This window comes from Tunturiibacter lichenicola (genome assembly GCF_051013355.1).
In the GTDB taxonomy this organism is placed as follows: Bacteria; Acidobacteriota; Terriglobia; order Terriglobales; family Acidobacteriaceae; genus Edaphobacter; species Edaphobacter lichenicola_F.
Genome location: NZ_CP132944.1, coordinates 2,000,213 through 2,013,459, shown reverse-complemented (window position 1 = coordinate 2,013,459; position 13,247 = coordinate 2,000,213). Strand labels below are relative to the sequence as shown.

Sequence of the window (13,247 nt, the reverse complement as noted above, 5' to 3'; positions counted from 1 at the left end):
GATGGGCGCATGGGCCACGGCGTTCGCTCCAAACAGGATCACACAACAGTCAGTCACGCTGACAAAGGAGAGTCATGCCATGGCAGATCTTGAAGCTCTGAAACAGAAGTATGCTGGTGTCATTGAGTCGTTGCAGAAGTTTGCTCCATATGGAGCCACCGTCGATGCAGTTGATCTCGACGGAGAGCAGCTCCACATCAAAGGCTCGGTTCCTTCGAGAGTCGTCCTCGAGCGTGTGTGGGACCACATCAAAAAGGCAGATCCCACGTACTCTGACCTTCATCACGAGATCACAAACACCGGCGGCGATACCCAGCCCTACACCATCAAATCGGGCGACACCCTCTCGGCCATCAGCCTGCTGTTCTACGGCAACGCCAACAAGTATCCTCAGATCGCGAAGGCCAATAATTTAGCCGATCCCAATAGCGTTCCGATTGGCACAACGCTTCAGCTGCCGGTCATCACTGCCTAGCTTTTTGCAGGGAGATCATCTGCAACCGCGGATGAGGCAGCGACTTCGACACGATTTCGTCCGGCAGACTTGGCCAGATACATGGCCTGGTCTGCAGCCTCGACCAGTGCGGTTGCGGCAGAGTCGTGGCCGAGCGCCAGAGTTGCACAGCCGATACTTACCGTGACCACTCCGTGCGGATTGCCGGAGTGGGGCAGGCTGCACATTTCAACTGCGCGACGAATCTGTTCCGCGACCAGCTGTGCTCCGTTTCGATCCGTGTTTGGTAGCACCACTACGAACTCCTCGCCGCCATAGCGCGCAAAGAGGTCTGAGGAGCGATGAATCACCTCTTGTGCTGCTTCGGCGATCCGGCGCAGGCACGCGTCGCCCAATACGTGGCCGTAGATGTCGTTGTAGGGTTTGAAGTGATCGACATCGATCATCAACAAGGAGAGCAGGCTTCCGTCCCGCATGGCGCGTCGCCACTCACGGTCCATGGTTTCGTCAAAACGCCGGCGGTTGGCGATGCATGTCAGGCCATCCACCATGGCGAGGTTCTCCACTAAGCGGAAGGCATGGGTCAACTCGTCTTCTGCAGCTTTACGGTTTGAGACGTCACGGACGACATTGACGAATCCGATAGGCTCGTTGCTCGTGTCGTCGTGGTAGAGCCTCATGCTGGCCTCCATCCACGCGTAGCTACCGTCCTTTTTGCGGCATCGGTAGATAAGAGGTTCCGCGGTGATGCCCTCGCGGCAACTCTCCATCATCGCTTCCACAGCGGTGACGTCCTCTGGATGAACGATCTGATGATAGGTATGCCCTGTGAGCTCATCTGGATGCCATCCCAGAACAGTGATTACCGCGGGTGAGATATAGCGTCTCTTGCCAGAGAGATTGGTGAGTACGATTACGTCGTTCGAGGCTTCGGCCAGCAGGCGGAAGAGTGTCTCGCTGGCTGTGAGGTCAGTCTGCAACCGCTCGCGCTCGGCGATAACGACCTCTACGATGTAGAGCATCAACATTGAGATTGCGACAAAGAACTGTAGAAGCAGATCATGCGTCGTCGGCGTGCCAAAGTGCATCAGCGCCACTGGCCCGCGGCCTTGAATAGTAAGAAATCCTCCAACAATTGAGACGATCAACAGCCCCAGTGCGGAGCCTGCCAGCCGCAAGCGAACGCCTGCTATGAGCAGCAACGGTAACAAAAGGAATAGAAGGGGTAACTGCGTTTGCCAGAAGACACCGACTGTGGCGACACTCACTATCGTCAAGAGACCTGCGACCTCGAGTCGCGACCGCCCGGCAAACCGCTCACGCTCCACGAATGAGAGGTAGAGCGGTGTCATTACGGCAACGCCAAGAGCGTCGGCCGCGAACCAGTGTTTGAAGGAGGTGAATAGATGCTGCGAGTGTGCGCTGGTGGTGTTCAACTGCGCAAGCAGCGAGGCGATTGCAGGAGCGACGACGACGCCGTACAGGAGCAGACTGATCAACTGTTTGCGTTGGGTCAGGTCTGGTCTGGGTGAGACGGTTCGATACATCAAAAACGCCGCAATGCCGACCTCCACCATATTGCAGCACGCAAGGTATGCGGAGACCCAGAATGCGAACGACAAGGCAAGATTGATCCCCAGATCGACGGCAAAGCCAACGGCCAGGTATGCGGGCCACTGACGCCGGGGCACACACAACAATACGCCGATAAGAAGACCGTTTGAGGGCCACATAATCGTGACGCCGCCCTCGTTCCAGCTGTGCATGTTGAGCAGTAGCGCAGCGGCGCCAAGACATGCGAGAGCAAGTCCAATGAGTGCCATCCGCTTGAGAGATGGTAGACGGCCTTCTCCACTCTCATTTGAAGAACCTATGCCCATAACTAGTACGAAAATACTCTATCGGCGAAGGCAGCGGTTCGCACCACTGGTTAGCGCCAGACCCATAATATGCTCCATTCGTCACGGTGGATTGATCGCAGAAGAGAGGCAAAATCTTGAGTTCGAACGCGATTAGTTAGTGTCGGCCGCTGCTGAGTCCAGCTCACCGGCGAAGTAGCTCTCGCGGAATCGTATGCGTGCATCGGGATAGTCCGGTATCCTGACGCGGATGCGATGCATTCCGGACGCGGGCTGGCCATTTGCTTCAGCGTGGGGCTGAAAGCTCAGCAAATAGTAGTTGTGGACGTGGTTTGAGAGCTGATGGAGGCCTTCGTCGAAGCCCTTCTGCGTGGTGAAGTTGATGTACTCGCCACCTGAGAGGGCAGCCAACTCGTGTGCGGCGTTTTTCTTCAAAGCGTTGACGGCCATGACTAGCAGGCCGATTGGTCCGCTGCCGCCGCCGTACTTTAGATCGTTCATAACCTCGGTTTTTCCGGGGCCAAAGGCTACCGAATCGACGACGGTGTTGGTGCGACCGAGCGCTGCGACCACCTCGGCGGGCTTGGCTTTGCTGCCGTGGTCGCGGGTTTCGCTGATGAGCAGGATGGCGTGGCGGTAGTGATTTTGGCGGGCTTCCAGCAGTTTTGTTGCGTAGGAGACGGCGTCGAGTGTTGAGGCGTCGGGATCGTCGCAGGGTTCAAGCTGCGCGAGGGCCGCGCTCATGGAGTCGACGTTGTTGGAGAACTTGCCGAGGAGGAGCGGTGCGGAGCCGTAGGTGACGATGGCGACCTCGCGTGGGGCGTCGCCGGCTACGGCGTCGACCATGGTGCCGAGGCCGGCTAATTTTGTGTATTCGAAGCCAGCGGCGCGGCTGCACTGGACGACGACGACGAGGGAGAGGCCTAGGGAGTCGGTGTCTACGTCGAGGTGGGCGATCTGCGGAACTCCATTGTCTTCAATGACAAACTGCTCGGGTTTGAGTTCGTAGATCATCTCGCCATGCTTGGTTTGGACGGTTGTGGGGACCAGAACCACGTTGGACTGGGTTTTGAGCGTGTAGCTTTGGTCGCCGGTGGCGGGAGGCTCCTGCGCCAGGGTGGTTACGGCGCTTGAGAGCAGGAGGAGGAAGAGGATGACCCGCATGGCTCAAGTCTAACCGGAGGGTGTTGGGATTTTTTATGCTGTGTTTTTTGGAAAAAAGTTTGGTGTGGTGGAGTGGGATTCTATTGGGGGTTTTTGAGTTTTTGGAGTGATTTTGGATGGTAGTTTGTGGTCCATTTGTGGTGGTTTGCGTGGTAATCGTGGTGGTGGAGGGCACTTTTTTGGGGGCGAAAAATACGCCACGTTTTTGAACTTTATTTTTGGGCGGTGGAATGGAGGGGTGGGGGGTTTGGTGGACCAACTGCAGGTGTTCCCTTCGACTGCGCTCAGAATGACAGGAGTTTGGGGTGGTGTCGGGTCGAACGGTGGCAACAGCAGATTCCTCCGCTTCGCTGCGGAATGACAACAAAAGGCGAGCAAAGACAAGGGCAAGGACAATCGCAACAGCAACAGCAACAGCAGATTCCTCCGCTTCGCTGCGGAATGACAACAAAAGGCGAGCAAAGACAAGGGCAAGGACAACCGCAACAGCAGATTCCTCCGCTTCGCTGCGGAATGACAACCAAAAAAACAAGCAACGACAAGGACAACGGCAACAGCAACGGCAACAGCAATTGCCCAGATATGCCGTTGTGCGCTCACGTATGCGTTGTGCGTTATAGTCCGGAAGGGTGGCAGTTTTTGCCCTAACTTTTTGAAAGATGCTCTCTCAATGACACTCGCCTCTGATGTTGCGTCGACCTCTTCTTTGGTTTCTTCGAAGCTCAACTATCCCGTTGCTCGCAAGGTTGAGCAGATGGATGATTATTTTGGGACGGCGGTTAGCGATCCTTATCGGTGGATGGAGGATGTGGATTCGGTTGAGCTGAAGACCTGGGTGGATGCTGAGAACGAGTTGACGCAGAGCTATGTTGCCGAGGTGCCGGTTCGCGAGGCGATGCAGCGGCGGTTGATGGAGTTGATCAACTTTGAGAGGTACACCGCTCCTGCCCGTCGCGGGAGCCGGTATTTCTATTCGCATAACAGCGGGTTGCAGAATCAGAATGTCATCTACTGGCACACGGGGTTGGATGGTGAGCCGAAGGTGCTGCTCGATCCGAATACCTTTTCAGAAGATGCGACGGTTGCGATCAGCGGACTGAGCATCACCGACGATGGATCGCTGGCGGCTTACTCGATTGCGGATGCGGGTAGTGATTGGGTGAAGTGGCATGTGCGCGATGTAACGACGGGTAACGATCTGCCTGATGTTGTGGAGTGGTCGAAGTTCAGCGGGGCGTCGTGGCTGAAGGATGGCAGTGGATTTTTCTATGAGGGGTACGACGCTCCCGAGGCTGAGGCGCTGAAGGCTGCGAACTACTTTCACAAGGTCTTCTTTCATAAGCTGGGGACGCCGCAGAGCGAAGACAAGTTAGTGTTCGATCGTCCGGATGATAAGGAGTTGAACGTGGGCGCACAGGTGACCGATGATGGCCGGTACCTGGTGCTGCATCAGTCGAAGGGGACGAGCCCTAACAATGAGTTGGCTATTAAGGATCTGCAGCAGCCCGATGCGCCGATCGTGCGGTTGATTGATGTTGCGGATGCGACGTATGCGCCGATTAATAATGACGGGACGCTCTTTTGGCTGCTGACTACGCTCGATGCGCCGAATGGCAAGGTGATCTCGATTGATTTGAATCATCCCGAGCGGGAGAACTGGAAGACTGTCATTCCGGAGAGTAAAAACAAGCTCAGCGATGTGTCGATCATCGACGATACGTTTATTGCAAACTATCTGGCGGATGCGCAGAGTCTGGTGGAGCTGCATAGTCTCGATGGGAGGTTCATTGAGAGGCTTGCGCTGCCTGCGATTGGTACGGCGAATGGGTTCGGTGGACTGCGTGAGGACACGGAGACTTTTTATCAGTTCAGCAACTTTACGACGCCGGGTACGATCTACCGGTTGGATATGAAGACGCGGAAGTCGACCGTGTATCGACAGCCGAAGCTGCTGTTCGATCCGAGTTTGTATGAGACCGAGCAGATCTTTTATTCGAGCAAGGATGGCACGCGTGTGCCGATGTTCGTCAGCAAGAAGAAGGGGATTGCGCTTGATGGGAGCGCGCCGACGCTGCTGTATGCGTATGGCGGATTCAATGTTCCGCTGATGCCGGAGTTTTCTTCGGCGCATGTGATGTGGATGGAGATGGGCGGGATCTATGCGCAGCCTGGTCTGCGTGGCGGTGGTGAGTATGGCGAGGCGTGGCATGATGCGGGCACGCGACTGAAGAAGCAGAACGTGTTTGATGATTTCATTGCGGCGGCTGAGTGGCTGGTTGCAAACAAGTACACTTCCGCGTCGAAGCTTGCGATTCTTGGTGGCAGTAATGGTGGGCTGTTGGTGGCGGCTTGTGAGTTGCAGCGGCCAGAGCTGTTTGGTGCGGTGGTGGCGGCGGTTGGTGTGATGGATATGCTGCGCTTCGATAAGTTCACGATTGGGTGGGCGTGGAAGGAGGAGTACGGGGCGCCTTCGGAGAGTGCGGAGGAGTTTGCTGCGATTTACAAGTACTCGCCGCTGCATAACATCAGGCCGGGGGTGGCGTATCCTGCGACGTTGATTACTACGGGGGACCATGATGATCGGGTGTATCCGGCGCATAGCTTCAAGTACACGGCTGCGTTGCAGGCTGCGCAGGTGGGGGCGAATCCGATCTTGATTCGGGTGGAGACGCGGGCGGGACATGGGGCGGGGATGCCGTTGAGCAAACGCATCGAGGCTACGGTGGACCAGTATGCGTTTATGGTGAGGGCTTTGGGGGTTGTTTCGCTGAAGTAGCTGGGGGACGTGGAGTGAAGGCTGGTTCGCGCGTAGCGCGAATAACCCACCCTTTGCGGTGAGACTGCAAAGGATGGGCCACCCGATTTTCTTGCGGTGAGAATTCAAACGATAGCCACCCGATTTTTTTGGCGATGAGGTTCGGCCACGTGATTTGTTTATTTGTGGCGAGACAGATTCCCTATTTGTTTTCGCGATGAGGTTGTATGGGGTGTGCCACCTGGTGTGTCGCTGCGCTGCTGAACCACTATGTGGTGGGCAGATACTAGTTGGGCAATAGAGGTTTGGCTACCGGGTGCGCGAAATCGAATGACCTAAGGCTTTTTGGCGTTCATACTTGCGTCATTACCCGTTTGTTGTATATTCATCCGCCCTGTTTTTGTGGTTCGTGTGGCGTGAAATAAGAATCCGGGTTGGCCTGTAGCGCGTCTCATATATAGAAAGGTTCCCGCTATGAAGATGAAGATTTCTATCGCTTTCTTGCTGGCCCTGGCTCCTGCGTTCGCTTCGGCGAAGCCGCGAGAGGCGACTGTGCACCTGCGTACACAGACGTTTCATGATCGCAGCCCGAAGATGCGCATTCACCAGTCGCTTCCGCACCACGCTTAATTCAAAACATTCGGTGTAGGTTGGCCGGATGTAACTGTCGAAGAGCATGACGCTCTCAATCAAATCTAAAAACAAAATTTAGAGTAAACACCAAAGCGCAGTCTGCTATTGGGCGGACTCTCTCGCTTTGCGAATGAATGCGGCCAGCTTCTCTGGACTTTTTTTACCGGGTGTCTGCTCTACGCCGCTTGCAACATCGATGCCCCACGGACGCAGATTGTGAATTGCGTCCGTGACGTTGTCTTCACGCAGGCCTCCAGCCACTATAAGCTTGAGGCCTGTGCCTGCTTCGGCGAATGTTGTGCGCGCGGCGTCCCAATCGAAGGTGATGCCGGTGCCGCCTGTTGCTGCGCCTACCTTTGAGTCGATGAGTACGCGGTCTACGAGGCCGTCTGCGGCGATTTCGCGGAGGTGATTGGCTACTACTGCGGCGCTTGCATTATTTGTATCGCCAGCGGTTACATTCCAATGCACCGTCTGAATCAGCTTTGCGCTTCCGTTGAGGAGAGTGTGGAGTCGGCGTAGGAGGTCGAGGCTGACGCCGCCGTGAAGCTGAATTGCATTCAGGCCCGCTTGCTGCGCGGTGCGGGCGATCTCTTCGGCTTCAAGGGTGGGGAAGACGCCGACGCGCTCGACCCATGACGGGATGTGTGGGGTGATCTTCGCTACGCCGGCTGCGGTCATGTTGCGTGCGCTGGGTGCGAAGACGAAGCCGACTGCGTCTGCGCCTAGTTCGGCGGCTAGCTGGGCGTCGTCGAGATTTGTGTTCGCGCAGATCTTGATCCACATGAGGCTCTCGATTCGATGATGCGAGTGGCGCTGACGATTAGATGTTGGGGGAGTATTCGCGATCCAGCAGGCCTGCGAGGGCTGCGGCGGGGTCGGGTTGGCGCATGAGCGTCTCGCCGATGAGGAAGGCGCTGTAGCCGGCGTCGCGGAGATGCCTGAGGTCGTCGGCTGTGCGGATGCCGCTCTCGGCGACCATGAGGGCGTTCTTCGGCATGTGCTCGGCAAGCTCGGTGAAGACTTCGGTGCGGACGGCGAAGGTGCGGAGGTCGCGGCTGTTGATGCCGATGAGGTCGAAGCCAAGGGCGGCGGCGCGGGAGAGCTCTTCGCGGTCGTGGGCTTCGCAGAGGACATCGAGACCGAGGCGGTGGGCTTCGTCGCGGAGGGAGCTGAGGGCTGCGTCGGTGTGAGCGGAGACGATGAGGAGGATCGCATCGGCGCCGTGGGCGCGGGCTTCGAGGATCTGGAAGGGGTCGAGGATGAAGTCCTTGCGGAGGCAGGGGATTCGGACGACGGTGGAGGCTTCGCGGAGGAAGGCGAGGGAGCCCTGGAAGAAGTGCTCGTCGGTGAGGACGGAGAGTGCTGCTGCGCCGGAGGCCTCGAATGTTTCGGCGAGGGTTGCGGGGTGGAAGTCGGCGCGGATGAGGCCTTTTGAAGGGGAGGCCTTTTTGATCTCGGCGATGATGGCTGGGCCTTCGCTGGCCGCAGTCTGGAGGCTTGCGCGGAAGCCGCGTGGAGTGTGCTGGGCGGCGTTGCGTTCCAGTTGGGCGAGGTCGGCGACTGCTCTGCGGGCTTCGACCTGCAGCTTTGTGTGGGCAAGGATCTGGTCGAGCTGGGTGGGCATGAGGTCTTTTCAGTTCACAGCACGGGTGAGTGGCGGAGGCTGCCGGTAGCGGCTTGTGTCTGGCGTGTGCCTATTCCTGCAGGCTTAGCCGCTACCTTGTCGAAAGCTTTGGTGCCGAAGGGGGGACTCGAACCCCCACACCCTTGCGAGTACATGGACCTGAACCATGCGCGTCTGCCAATTCCGCCACTACGGCACGGTGTCAAACACTCCGCACTGATGGCCGGAGCACGCTAACCGCGAGTCTTTAGTCTTACAAACACCGGGGTTGCTGTCAATCGGACGGCTTGTGGTGGCTGCGGCGTGATGTTGAATTTTTGCGCGTCGCCAGAGGAGTTTGGGAGCATCTATTTCTTTATTGCATCTATCGGACTGCAGCCAATTTCAGGAGCCTAGAGACTTATCACTGGAAAAGGAGTTTAGTCTGTAAGGAAGGCACCACCAACACATGACTGAATCGAAGATTAACTCCCAGGCTCCCGAGACTCTCGAAAAGATTCCAGAAGAGATCTCAGTCGAGATGCGCAAGATCGCACACGACCTGAGCAACGCGCTTGAGATTATTGTGCAGACCAGCTATCTGCTCAACACGGCTCACTTGAAGGAGCCGGCGTCGGACTGGCTGCGCATGCTGGATAGCGGGGTGGAAAAGGCGATGAGCCTCAACCTGGCCCTGCGTACTTACATCAAGGAACACACGTCTCACTGAGGCAAGGCTTTCGGCTACGTCCGGCTAGGTTTTAGTGCGGCGGGGAGTTGACCTGGGTTTGCGGGAGGCCTTCAGGGCTTTCTTCACGGGCTTCTTTGCCGTCTTCGTAACGGCCTTCTTTGCGAGGGGCTTTTTCGCAGCGGCTTTTTTTGCGGCCGCGTTAGTGGAGGATTTCTTCGCTGCCTTCTTGGTGGCCTTCTTTGCGACTGGCTTGTCGGCGGTGGCTTTTTTTGCGGGTTTCTTTGAAGCGGGCGGCGGGGATTGTTTTTCCATGCCGGTCGGCAGGCCCAGCTTCTGCTCGTGGGAGGTGATGAGGTCCTCGATCTGCTGGAGAAGCATACGGGTGTGCATCGGCTTGACGAGAAGCTCGTCGGCGCCCATCTCCTGCCAGTCCTCCTCGGCTACGGGAAAGGCCGTGAGGAGCGCGACTGCGGGGTGATACGCGGCGGCGCGTGCGGCTTTGATGACTTCGACGCCGGCAGCTTCGTGTTCCATGCGCATGTCGGTGATCAGCATCTGGTACTCGCGCGTGTGAAGCTTTGAGACGCCCTCGCGACCGGAGGCTGCGGTGTCCACATCAAACCCGCTGATCTCGAGCACAGCCTTCAACGTCAGCAACACGGCGACTTCATCATCAACCAGCAAGATACGGCGTCTCATTTTGATTCCTTTCTACTGCTTCCGAGCAAACATACATGATTGGGGGCAGGTTTCCAAAGTCGGTGACGTTGCCGGGAGATGAATCGGGCTGTGCGTTGGAACACGGGGAGCTTTCTGGCCGTACCTACCTTGATAGCGAGAGTGGGACCGCGTTTGACGAGGAGGCTCGTCGTGGTCAAGGTGCTATACTTTATGTTGCGGTGCAACCTTTCGTACGATTGCATCTAACCCTAAACAACGCATAGCAGGCTGAAAACCCCGCTGTGGAGGCGACTTATTCCACCAATTGATAAACGTTCCGCGAAGTCATTTATCCGCACCAACGAACGCATTCGCGCCCGCGAGATTCGCGTCATTGACGAAAACGGCGAACAGCTTGGCGTAATGGCACCTTTTGACGCTCTTAAGATGGCTCGCGAACGCTCGCTTGACCTTGTAGAGATATCGCCTAATGCCGTGCCACCGGTCTGTAAAATCCAGGACTACGGCAAGTACCTCTATGAGAAGGACAAGAGCGACCGTGCGGCACGCAAGAAGCAGAAGGTGATCGTCATCAAAGAGGTCAAGTTCTCGGTTACGGTCGATGAGCATGACTATCAGACCAAGAAGAACCAAGCCGTTCGCTTCCTTGGCGAAGGCGATAAGGTCAAGGCGTCCCTGCGCTTCAAAGGGCGGCAGATGGCTCACCGCGATCTCGGTTACAAGATCATCAATCGGTTAATTCTGGATATCGGCGACGCCGGTCTGGTGGAGTTTATGCCCCGCATGGAAGGAACCACACTTCATGCGATTCTCGCCCCGTCAAAAAAGGCAGAGCCTGCACCGAAAAAGGCTCCTGCTCCAGCCTCTCCGGCTGCCGGAACCAAGACCGTCGAAGCCCCCGCTCCGGCTACAGTTCAAGCCTGAAAACGCCCACTTTTGCGTAATTTTTACGCAGAAGTGGGTGTGCAGGGAATTTCACACGACATAATTTGTGTTTCCGCTGGAGTGATTGAGCGAAGTTGCGCCTGAACGAATAGTCCAGCGGCAGGTTGTTTGTGAAAAAAACATCCCTTCAGGCTTCCGATCGCATCCAAGCGAGTGCGCTTACCTCTTCAGCAGTGTGATTTAGCGCTATTGTCCCTATGCTTCTTTGCCTTCCAATCTGCCTAAAACTCCCGGGTTTTAGCCGCAAACCGAGAAGATGAAGAGTTGATTGCCGGGGGCACCCATCGGCTATTCGGAGCGCGTCCCTTACCCATCCGCGCGAACAATCCGGGTACTTTAGTAACCCTTGTTGTTTAATAATTCCGTATATAACTGATTCTATTAGACTTACTCCAGTTTGTATCCTATTGTTACATCATCTGGTTTGTCCAGAGAAATCTTTTTACAGAAATACAACTTAGGGAGTATCTCGCTATGAAACATATCGTTCGCGCATTCGTAGTCGTCCTCGTCCTCACCGGCGCCGCCGCCACCACCCAGACCATCAACCCCTCCGCGAAGAGCACCGTAGTTGCCAGCCGCACCAGTATGCTTCCTGTTCCTACCTGCGCTCCAAGCGATCCGAATGCCTGTGGCATGAAGGGCCGCTAATAAAAAGTACTAAGACGCTTATTATCAACAGCTTAAATCTAAATTTCCTAAGAGGGTCCTACCATGAAAAACATCGTTCGCGCTTTCGTTGCTGTCCTCGTCCTTACCGGTGTAGCTGCCACGACCCAGAGCTCTTCTGCCTCGACCAAGGCTAACAAGGTAACTGTATCCCGCACGAGCATGCTGCCTGTCCCTACCTGCGCTCCGAGTGACCCGAATGCCTGTGGAATGAAGGGCCGCTAATACAAAGCACTAAGACGCGTTTTATCAACAGCTTAAGTCTAAATTTCCTAAGAGGTTTATTTCATGAAACATATCGTTCGCGCATTCGTAGTCGTCCTCGTCCTCACCGGCGCCGCCGCCACCACCCAAACCACCAACGCCTCCGCGAAGAGCATCGCAGTTGCCAGCCGCACGAGCATGCTGCCTGTTCCTACCTGCGCTCCGAGCGATCCGAATGCCTGTGGCATGAAGGGCCGCTAACACCAAGCACTAAGACTCTTATTACCAACAAGTTGAACCAAAATTTCCCAAGAGGTCTCTTTCATGAAGAACATCGTCCGCGCATTCGTTGCTGTCCTCGTCCTTACCGGTGTAGCTGCTACCACCCAGACCACCAGCGCCTCCGCGAAGAACCGGGTAACTGCATCCCGCACGAGCATGCTGCCTGTACCTACGTGCGCTCCGAGTGATCCGAATGCCTGTGGCATGAAAGGCCGCTGATGCAGCAAATTTTTGCATAGGTTACCAATAATTTATTGTACCGACCTCTGGAATACGCTACGCTAGGGATTGTTCTAGAGGTACGAAATCAAATGAAGATTTCCCCAGACAGTCTAGTCTCTTTACTGGAATATCTTGAGCCGATCCTTTGCGCACTGGTTATCTGGTTCATCCTGCGTGGTAAGGCAGTTCGTCAGTTTGCTTTTCTCTTCGCGCTGATGAGCGTCCGGCTGGTATGTTCCTTTATCTGTTTACCTCTGATCTATATGAGTGCTCACTCGGGAATCGAGCGGCATCTGGCGTATCAGATCTATTTTTATGTTTACTGGTCGAGCTACGCGCTTGAATCTATCCTCTCTCTGTTGGTGATTTATAGCATCTTCAAACTTGCGATGGCCCCGCTGAAAGGCCTGCAAAGCCTTGGGATGTTGGTCTTCCGATGGGTCGCTGCCATCTCGGTCGCGGTCGCTGTCGGTGTAGCTGTCACGCCGCACCTGTCCGGCATTAATTTCATGGTTGCGATGATCACGCAGTTGCAGCAAACCTCCAGCATCCTTACGCTATGCCTGCTGTTGTTTGTTTGCTTTGCGATTCGTCCGATGGGCCTTTCTTATCGGAGCAGGATCTTTGGAGTCAGTCTCGGGCTAGGTTTTCTTGCGACCACCAGCCTCGTCAACTCCGCGTGGATTGCTCACAACGCTGACATGTACTCCATGTTCAGCGTAATTAACGGTGTTGCGGTTGGCCTCACTCTGCTGACGTGGTCTGCGTACTTTGCCTTCCCGGAGCCGAAGCGTCGCATCATTACACTTCCGACTACGTCGCCGTTCCTTCGGTGGAATCAGATATCGATGGCGCTTGGAGACGATCCGGGACACGTTGCAGTTGGTGGTATCCCTCCGGAGCTCTTCGCACCGGCGGAGCTTGAGGTCATGCGTCGCGCTTCTGCGAAGATGGCCGCCGGAGCCCTCGAATCGACCACAACCATGCACTCTATCTCTGCTTAGGCAGAGTTGGGCGACCAGCTTCGCGTTTGTAGCAAACAGTAAAAAGGCCATCCCGATCGGGATGGCCTTTTTAGTTTC

The 13,247-nt window shown here is 55.9% G+C and carries 14 protein-coding genes and 1 tRNA gene; 9 read left to right on the top strand and 6 right to left on the bottom strand.

Annotated features, from left to right (window positions below; translation table 11 throughout):
* Positions 1–79 precede the first annotated feature (79 nt).
* Complete coding sequence (locus RBB82_RS08650) at positions 80–475, top strand: LysM peptidoglycan-binding domain-containing protein (RefSeq protein WP_433974717.1); 396 nt, start codon at positions 80–82, stop codon at positions 473–475.
* Here the strand turns inward: RBB82_RS08650 and RBB82_RS08645 are convergent.
* Together RBB82_RS08645 and RBB82_RS08640 are read right to left on the bottom strand one after the other, a co-directional pair.
* Positions 472–2,277: a diguanylate cyclase gene (locus tag RBB82_RS08645; RefSeq protein WP_433974716.1), complete on the bottom strand. Its 1,806-nt coding sequence runs from the start codon at positions 2,275–2,277 to the stop codon at positions 472–474. The two genes, RBB82_RS08650 and RBB82_RS08645, sit on opposite strands and share 4 nt — an antisense overlap.
* Positions 2,278–2,466: 189 nt before the next feature.
* Positions 2,467–3,477, bottom strand: a complete 1,011-nt coding sequence (locus tag RBB82_RS08640; protein ID WP_433974715.1) for a VWA domain-containing protein — start codon at positions 3,475–3,477, stop codon at positions 2,467–2,469.
* A gap of 670 nt (positions 3,478–4,147) precedes the next feature.
* On the opposite strand from RBB82_RS08640, the gene RBB82_RS08635 reads away from it, so the two are divergent.
* The gene (locus RBB82_RS08635) at positions 4,148–6,253 is read left to right on the top strand and encodes a prolyl oligopeptidase family serine peptidase (RefSeq protein WP_433974714.1); all 2,106 of its coding nucleotides are present in this window, start codon (positions 4,148–4,150) and stop codon (positions 6,251–6,253) included.
* A gap of 714 nt (positions 6,254–6,967) precedes the next feature.
* Here the strand turns inward: RBB82_RS08635 and RBB82_RS08630 are convergent.
* The 3 genes from RBB82_RS08630 to RBB82_RS08620 form a co-directional block, all read right to left on the bottom strand.
* Positions 6,968–7,651: a phosphoribosylanthranilate isomerase gene (locus tag RBB82_RS08630; RefSeq protein ID WP_433974713.1), complete on the bottom strand. Its 684-nt coding sequence runs from the start codon at positions 7,649–7,651 to the stop codon at positions 6,968–6,970.
* Positions 7,652–7,688: 37 nt separating this feature from the next.
* Positions 7,689–8,492: an indole-3-glycerol phosphate synthase TrpC gene (trpC, locus tag RBB82_RS08625; RefSeq protein WP_433974712.1), complete on the bottom strand. Its 804-nt coding sequence runs from the start codon at positions 8,490–8,492 to the stop codon at positions 7,689–7,691.
* Positions 8,493–8,601: 109 nt separating this feature from the next.
* Positions 8,602–8,688, bottom strand: a tRNA-Leu gene (locus RBB82_RS08620).
* A gap of 252 nt (positions 8,689–8,940) precedes the next feature.
* On the opposite strand from RBB82_RS08620, the gene RBB82_RS08615 reads away from it, so the two are divergent.
* Positions 8,941–9,201, top strand: coding sequence for a hypothetical protein (locus tag RBB82_RS08615; RefSeq protein ID WP_433974711.1), 261 nt, complete (start codon positions 8,941–8,943; stop codon positions 9,199–9,201).
* A gap of 24 nt (positions 9,202–9,225) precedes the next feature.
* On the opposite strand, the gene RBB82_RS08610 is transcribed toward RBB82_RS08615, so the two are convergent.
* Positions 9,226–9,861, bottom strand: a complete 636-nt coding sequence (locus tag RBB82_RS08610) for a response regulator (RefSeq protein ID WP_433974710.1) — start codon at positions 9,859–9,861, stop codon at positions 9,226–9,228.
* A 249-nt stretch (positions 9,862–10,110) separates the two neighbouring features.
* Here RBB82_RS08610 and infC point away from each other — a divergent pair, with 249 nt between their 5' ends.
* From infC to RBB82_RS08580, 6 genes are all read left to right on the top strand, one after another.
* Positions 10,111–10,767: a translation initiation factor IF-3 gene (gene infC / locus RBB82_RS08605; protein WP_433975353.1), complete on the top strand. Its 657-nt coding sequence runs from the start codon at positions 10,111–10,113 to the stop codon at positions 10,765–10,767.
* Positions 10,768–11,262: 495 nt separating this feature from the next.
* Entirely contained in the window at positions 11,263–11,439 is a 177-nt protein-coding gene (locus RBB82_RS08600; RefSeq protein WP_433974709.1) for a hypothetical protein, read from the top strand.
* A 63-nt stretch (positions 11,440–11,502) separates the two neighbouring features.
* Positions 11,503–11,682: a hypothetical protein gene (locus tag RBB82_RS08595; RefSeq protein WP_433974708.1), complete on the top strand. Its 180-nt coding sequence runs from the start codon at positions 11,503–11,505 to the stop codon at positions 11,680–11,682.
* 63 nt (positions 11,683–11,745) lie between these two features.
* Entirely contained in the window at positions 11,746–11,922 is a 177-nt protein-coding gene (locus tag RBB82_RS08590; RefSeq protein WP_433974707.1) for a hypothetical protein, read from the top strand.
* 63 nt (positions 11,923–11,985) lie between these two features.
* Positions 11,986–12,162, top strand: coding sequence for a hypothetical protein (locus tag RBB82_RS08585; RefSeq protein ID WP_433974706.1), 177 nt, complete (start codon positions 11,986–11,988; stop codon positions 12,160–12,162).
* A 92-nt stretch (positions 12,163–12,254) separates the two neighbouring features.
* Positions 12,255–13,169, top strand: coding sequence for a hypothetical protein (locus RBB82_RS08580; protein ID WP_433974705.1), 915 nt, complete (start codon positions 12,255–12,257; stop codon positions 13,167–13,169).
* Positions 13,170–13,247 lie beyond the last annotated feature (78 nt).

Bases quoted from the DNA above. Each gene is read 5' to 3' on its own strand.
- RBB82_RS08650 (WP_433974717.1), top strand. From the start codon at position 80: ATGGCAGATCTTGAAGCTCTGAAACAGAAGTATGCTGGTGTCATTGAG.
- RBB82_RS08630 (WP_433974713.1), bottom strand. From the start codon at position 7,651: ATGTGGATCAAGATCTGCGCGAACACAAATCTCGACGACGCCCAGCTA.
- RBB82_RS08635 (WP_433974714.1), top strand. From the start codon at position 4,148: ATGACACTCGCCTCTGATGTTGCGTCGACCTCTTCTTTGGTTTCTTCG.
- RBB82_RS08585 (WP_433974706.1), top strand. From the start codon at position 11,986: ATGAAGAACATCGTCCGCGCATTCGTTGCTGTCCTCGTCCTTACCGGT.
- RBB82_RS08610 (WP_433974710.1), bottom strand. From the start codon at position 9,861: ATGAGACGCCGTATCTTGCTGGTTGATGATGAAGTCGCCGTGTTGCTG.
- RBB82_RS08590 (WP_433974707.1), top strand. From the start codon at position 11,746: ATGAAACATATCGTTCGCGCATTCGTAGTCGTCCTCGTCCTCACCGGC.
- RBB82_RS08640 (WP_433974715.1), bottom strand. From the start codon at position 3,477: ATGCGGGTCATCCTCTTCCTCCTCCTGCTCTCAAGCGCCGTAACCACC.
- RBB82_RS08595 (WP_433974708.1), top strand. From the start codon at position 11,503: ATGAAAAACATCGTTCGCGCTTTCGTTGCTGTCCTCGTCCTTACCGGT.
- RBB82_RS08645 (WP_433974716.1), bottom strand. From the start codon at position 2,277: ATGGCACTCATTGGACTTGCTCTCGCATGTCTTGGCGCCGCTGCGCTA.
- RBB82_RS08600 (WP_433974709.1), top strand. From the start codon at position 11,263: ATGAAACATATCGTTCGCGCATTCGTAGTCGTCCTCGTCCTCACCGGC.
- trpC (WP_433974712.1), bottom strand. From the start codon at position 8,492: ATGCCCACCCAGCTCGACCAGATCCTTGCCCACACAAAGCTGCAGGTC.
- RBB82_RS08615 (WP_433974711.1), top strand. From the start codon at position 8,941: ATGACTGAATCGAAGATTAACTCCCAGGCTCCCGAGACTCTCGAAAAG.
- RBB82_RS08580 (WP_433974705.1), top strand. From the start codon at position 12,255: ATGAAGATTTCCCCAGACAGTCTAGTCTCTTTACTGGAATATCTTGAG.